The 3,015-nt window shown below is 58.1% G+C and carries 4 protein-coding genes; 1 reads left to right on the top strand and 3 read right to left on the bottom strand.

Annotated features, from left to right (window positions below):
• On the bottom strand, window positions 1–382 hold a 382-nt coding region (locus VA603_RS10325; protein ID WP_323438760.1), incomplete at its 3' end, for a hypothetical protein.
• 87 nt (window positions 383–469) lie between these two features.
• Here VA603_RS10325 and VA603_RS10330 point away from each other — a divergent pair.
• On the top strand, window positions 470–973 hold the full coding sequence (locus VA603_RS10330; RefSeq protein ID WP_323438761.1) for a hypothetical protein: 504 nt from the start codon (window positions 470–472) through the stop codon (window positions 971–973).
• Window positions 974–981: 8 nt separating this feature from the next.
• On the opposite strand, the gene VA603_RS10335 is transcribed toward VA603_RS10330, so the two are convergent.
• Window positions 982–1,245, bottom strand: a complete 264-nt coding sequence (locus VA603_RS10335; protein ID WP_225591932.1) for a DUF2695 domain-containing protein — start codon at window positions 1,243–1,245, stop codon at window positions 982–984.
• An 892-nt stretch (window positions 1,246–2,137) separates the two neighbouring features.
• Window positions 2,138–2,665, bottom strand: coding sequence for a demethoxyubiquinone hydroxylase family protein (locus tag VA603_RS10340; RefSeq protein ID WP_323438762.1), 528 nt, complete (start codon window positions 2,663–2,665; stop codon window positions 2,138–2,140).
• Window positions 2,666–3,015: the final 350 nt, after the last annotated feature.

Genomic DNA, 3,015 nt, shown 5'->3' on the forward strand with positions numbered 1-3,015 from the left:
AGCAGTCCCGATACGCGTGTTCCATCACGGCGGCCAGGACATCCCAGGAGACGGCGTCCGTGAACGCCTTGCCAAGCCCCTGTTGCTCTGCGAACGGGCGCCAGATCAGATCGCACACCGGCGCATCGATGCGCGACTTCGCAGCGGCGGCGATGTGGTTCCATTGCTGGTACGCATCACGATGACGCGTATGCAGGAACTCCGTCAGCCGGTTCCTGGCCTCGAGGGTGACGTCCTCCCACGCTTGGTCACTGCACAGGCTGAGGGCCTGTGACCAGCCCGAGACCTGCGCGACGGGAAAGGGCAGTGACTGCGGGAGTGGCTGCCCGCAGGACTGGAACCAACGGATGTCTTCGAGTTCCCTTGCGAATGATTCGTCCATGTCGCTGTAAGTACCAAGGCCTCAGCCTATCCGCGCTGCGGGATCGGCCTGAATGAATTGCTAGGCCAAGGCCTATGGATGTGCTGCATGATGGATGCGCCGGGCTTCATCTTTGTCACTCAATGGACGCATGAAGACACCGGGCTTCACACCGACAAAGTCGTTGCCTTCAAGGAGCACGAGCCGGGCAGCCGTATCGCCGTCATGTGCGTCAGCGATCTGTCCGAGCCGGTAATGCAGATGGCTTGCCAGTGGCACCGGCAGAACGTTCGGCACAGTGGCGACATTTGTGACAAGAACCTCATTCACCGCAATGAGGAGCCTGATGGTGTTATCGAGCCCGGGGCCAGTCGCCGCCTCTCTGTCCAGGACGGCCTCGCCTCTGCTGTTGATCATGTCAACGCCGATGATGCGACCAATCAGAATGTGATCCGCGCCCTCAGCCATCTCCTGAAGCGTAGCCTCGAAGGGAAGCCCGGCGAAGGAGGTGGATGGAATCAACACGGCAAGCAGAACAGAAATTATGCGTTTCATGCTTTTCCTCGGCCTGGCTCTGGTATCACGCTGCGCCGCGGAGTGGCGTCGACCTGACTGATCCGTCAGGCGTCGTCCTCGTCTGGTGGGGTGTAGCCAACGGCGTCTTCCCATTCCGGGCAAACATTGAAGATCACTTCGCAATCGCAGCCCGCGCCGTTCTCCCCAAGCCATTCGAGCGTCGCCTCGACGGGCAGATTGTTCTTCTGCAGGAAGGTACTTGTGAGCGCAAAAGTATGATCACACTCGTAGCCGGTCATGCTCGTCCGGTCCAGGTGATCGAAGATGTCCCTGAGGGAAGAGAGAGGGATGGGGGGCGCGTCTGTCATGTGATGTGTCCGATTGCGAGTTGCGAGTTGCCGGAACCATATCCGGCCACGAAGCAGCTTCGGCCCGACTGAACTGCCAAGCCTTGGTCCATGAGAAGCATATTTCAACAAGGCGACAGCACGTGTGATGCCCAGGTACAGAGCCTGCCGGCACCGTGAAGCGGCTCGGCTTGAATGAGCTGTCAGGCCGCTGCCGCTGCCCGTGACAACTACCAAACATGGGCCGAGTCCTCTATGTAAAGCGGGAGGTCATTCTCTGCGCACCACTGGCTGAGTTGTGTCTGGAGTGCGGTCCAGTACCCTTTCGTCCAGCTCGGTGCTTTGACGGGTCATTGATCCTGTGATGGCAGATATACCGAGATGATTTCCATCGGCATCTCCAGGACGAACGAGCCTTCGGAGCAGGAACATAGCAGCTCCTCTTTCCAGCGGGGTTGGAATGTAAAGACTGGATCGCTCATGGGATGACTATTCTTTCTAACGACAGAATTGAGTCGGCACTGCGAAGCGGCGGTCGGCTTGAATGAATTTTTAGGCGGCATTAAAGCAGGCTTAGGGCAAGGTTACAAAATGCTACTCCCCCGAACGCAAGCAGAATCCAGCTTGCATACGCTAGCGAGCGAACGACTCTCTGTTGGAGCCAACGCCCAAGTGCGAGGCCAGCTACACATCCTAGTATGGCCAGGAAAATCGGCCATTCTGAAAACATGTTGGCGGTGAAGTTGTTGAAAGTACCTATGCTGGGGAGAGATGCTGAAAGTACAGACAAGAGCAGGCAAGCAACAAGACATGCACTGAAAATACTAGAGTAGCTTTCGCGTGCCATATGTCACCTTACTCCGGAGCTAAGTCGCGCCGCTAGGCGGCTTCGGCTTGAATGTATTGTTAGGGCTCACAGCCGCAAGCCCAGCCAAATAACTGCCTCGGTCGAGGCGGACACAATGGGCGTGAGAACCCTGGGCCAGAATGTGCCAGCTTGGACGTGCCCCAAAGACTGGTCGTGGTGCTGCTGCTCCTCAGCGACAATGGATGAGATTGCTGATATGGCGAATGGGTCATGGCCCTGCAGCACAACGAGTTGATACTCAAGGTGGCGAAGCACGACACTCTCAACGGCAGTGGTAGTTGCTGCAATAGCACTGCTACCGAGCAAGCCAGTTATGGCCCCGAGTAGGAAGCCGCCCATGCCACAAAGCCAGTAGCTACGGCAGCGATGACGGCCACGCCGCTGCAGCTCAGCGCCAAAGATGGCCCGATGCCGTTGCTCATGTGAGCGGAATTCGCGAAGCTCAGCGACCATCTTTGGCGCGGTCAGTCTGGCCATGAGGATCTGACCGGTGTAGATGCCTATGGCGCCATGCTCGCCGGCGTGATTGACCTTGATGATGCGGTCGCCAAGATAATTGGCTACAGGTTGCATGATTACTTCCATGTGAGCCCTAACGCTAGGATTAAGCTGAGCCGCGAAGCGGCTTCGGCTTGAATGAATTGTTAGGCGGCAACCGACACGACGGACGCTGCGCCCAATAGTCTGCCCGCTTGGCAAGGTCTTCGGGAAGGCCACGAAAGCATACGTGGGCGCAGTTACCGGCAATACCATCAGCGCAGCCGGAGCGACTACAAGCGAGAACACACGCGTCTTTGGCCTCGCAGCGAGCTGCTGCAGCTTCTAGGTAGGCAGCCTCGTCCGCGTTGCGGGCGGGAATGCCAGTGGCCGAACAGTGCGGGGACCATGGCTGCCTAGACGCAACAGATTGGGAGCCGGCGAAG

Origin of the sequence: Stenotrophomonas capsici, assembly GCF_034961085.1 — a bacterium.
GTDB lineage: Bacteria > Pseudomonadota > Gammaproteobacteria > Xanthomonadales > Xanthomonadaceae > Stenotrophomonas > Stenotrophomonas capsici.

Bases quoted from the DNA above. Each gene is read 5' to 3' on its own strand.
- VA603_RS10335 (WP_225591932.1), bottom strand. From the start codon at position 1,245: ATGACAGACGCGCCCCCCATCCCTCTCTCTTCCCTCAGGGACATCTTC.
- VA603_RS10340 (WP_323438762.1), bottom strand. From the start codon at position 2,665: ATGCAACCTGTAGCCAATTATCTTGGCGACCGCATCATCAAGGTCAAT.
- VA603_RS10330 (WP_323438761.1), top strand. From the start codon at position 470: ATGATGGATGCGCCGGGCTTCATCTTTGTCACTCAATGGACGCATGAA.